Origin of the sequence: Corynebacterium sp. MSK218 (assembly GCF_030232655.1) — a bacterium.
Classification (GTDB): domain Bacteria; phylum Actinomycetota; class Actinomycetes; order Mycobacteriales; family Mycobacteriaceae; genus Corynebacterium.
Window position 1 is genome coordinate 1 of the sequence record NZ_JASPGN010000027.1, and the last position, 1,581, is coordinate 1,581.

A 1,581-nucleotide genomic window follows, 5' to 3' on the forward strand; every position below is an offset into this window, starting at 1 on the left:
CCTATATGTTGTGGTGACCCGCTAAACCCGCAGTGTTCTACTTCACCCCGCTACGCACCCCGAAACCGGAAGAGCCAGTTTGGGGTTGAGGCCATCTGCCGAGTCCTAAGACAAGCAGATCGCGGATTCATAACCTCACGCGGTTGCCACAAAGCCACCGCACGCGTTTGCAGCGTGAGGTTGCCCTCAGGAACAAAGGTGGCAACACCTTTCGGAAATTGGGCGCCCCACTCGCCGTTGTCCTCTCCCGCAGAAATCTGCAAGGTATTCAGAAATTTCACGAGCATGGAGGTAGAGGAGATCGTGATGTCGTCTTTATTTGACTCATTTTGTTCCTATTTTACTAGAACTTCTCTAAAGGGAAATCTGGACTGATCCAGATTTTTTCCTTGGCGCGCTCATTTAAGTCCTCATAGTAGCTTAAGAAATCGCCGATGGACTGCGCCTTTGTATTTGCAGCCTCCACTCTTCCAACCCATACAATTTTGTCCGGCTCTGAAAAATCTGCTTTATGAATCGGGTAGTCGCCGGCTAAAGTATCAAAAACAATTGAATCGGCGATCTCTTCGTATAAATAGGGTGACCATACATAGCGCTGGTAGCCAGCTTTATATCCTACAATTGCCGTCCGATTTAGTGCTTTAACGTGGAGGATAAGGGCGATCTCAAAATGAGAAGCGCATTCCACTATGAATAATGGAGCTATATCTGTCTTGTTTTCATAACTGTTTTCGTCAGCTATCCATTTGTCTAGTGCTACCGACAACTTTATTGCTAATCGGCCAATATCGATTTGTTCTATATCTATCCACATTGATCTTCCATTCCGCACTTCAGAAGTTTTAGCTACGTATACGCTATCCCCTAGCGATGTCCTCAAAGTTGGGAATTGTCGAGCTGAACCAATCAGGAGCCTCTGTCCTTCCATCAGTAGGATAAAAAGTGTTCATGCCGCGAGTTTCAGTAGCATAATCTGGAAGGAAATTAGCTATTTCGGTCTCATAAACAATTCGGAAAGGAAACTCTTCCCCCGTCTTAGTGCAGTCTTTTCTTCTAGGACTATGGCAATCAATCGTTCGATAGACGGTGGCGTTATAGATGCTTCGGTAAGACTGCTTTTCTGAAGGGCACAGGTTTTCTACAGCTGTCTTAATTGAAAAGAGGCTCCAAATATTGTGCTTGTGACGAATTTTGTCATATCCCCAAGGATTCGGATCGTTGGGGTTGTACCAGCCCCTTCTTAAAACAATATGGTTGCCACACTTGTCATCGGTTTCCAATACCACTTGATCGGTATAGTCGTTGCCTCCTGCAACTCCTGCCGACTGTAGAGTGGGCTCGTCAGATTCGGCGCCAGCTAAAGGGTTATATTTAGGGAAGAATGTTTCCAGCTGGCTTCCGTAAATAGCGCCTTCCAAAAAGGTCTGTTTTTTCCACCCGTCTCTAAAGTCTTTGGGATCGTCGAGTGGGTAATTGAGCTGTGCGTTGGTCAAACTTGTATATGCCCACTGCAGTAGGACATCGCCTGTTATAGCGTGAGCGCCGAATTTGGGGTGCCACACCATAATTCCGTTTTGGAAA

Annotated in this window: 2 protein-coding genes; both read right to left on the reverse strand. The window is 46.2% G+C overall.

Features of this window, described 5'->3' with window-relative positions:
* Nucleotides 1-343: 343 nt before the first annotated feature.
* Complete coding sequence (locus QP922_RS12755; RefSeq protein ID WP_284809904.1) at nucleotides 344-814, reverse strand: hypothetical protein; 471 nt, start codon at nucleotides 812-814, stop codon at nucleotides 344-346.
* A gap of 43 nt (nucleotides 815-857) precedes the next feature.
* The coding region (locus QP922_RS12760; protein ID WP_502869622.1) for an LGFP repeat-containing protein at nucleotides 858-1,581 on the reverse strand (724 nt) is incomplete at its 5' end.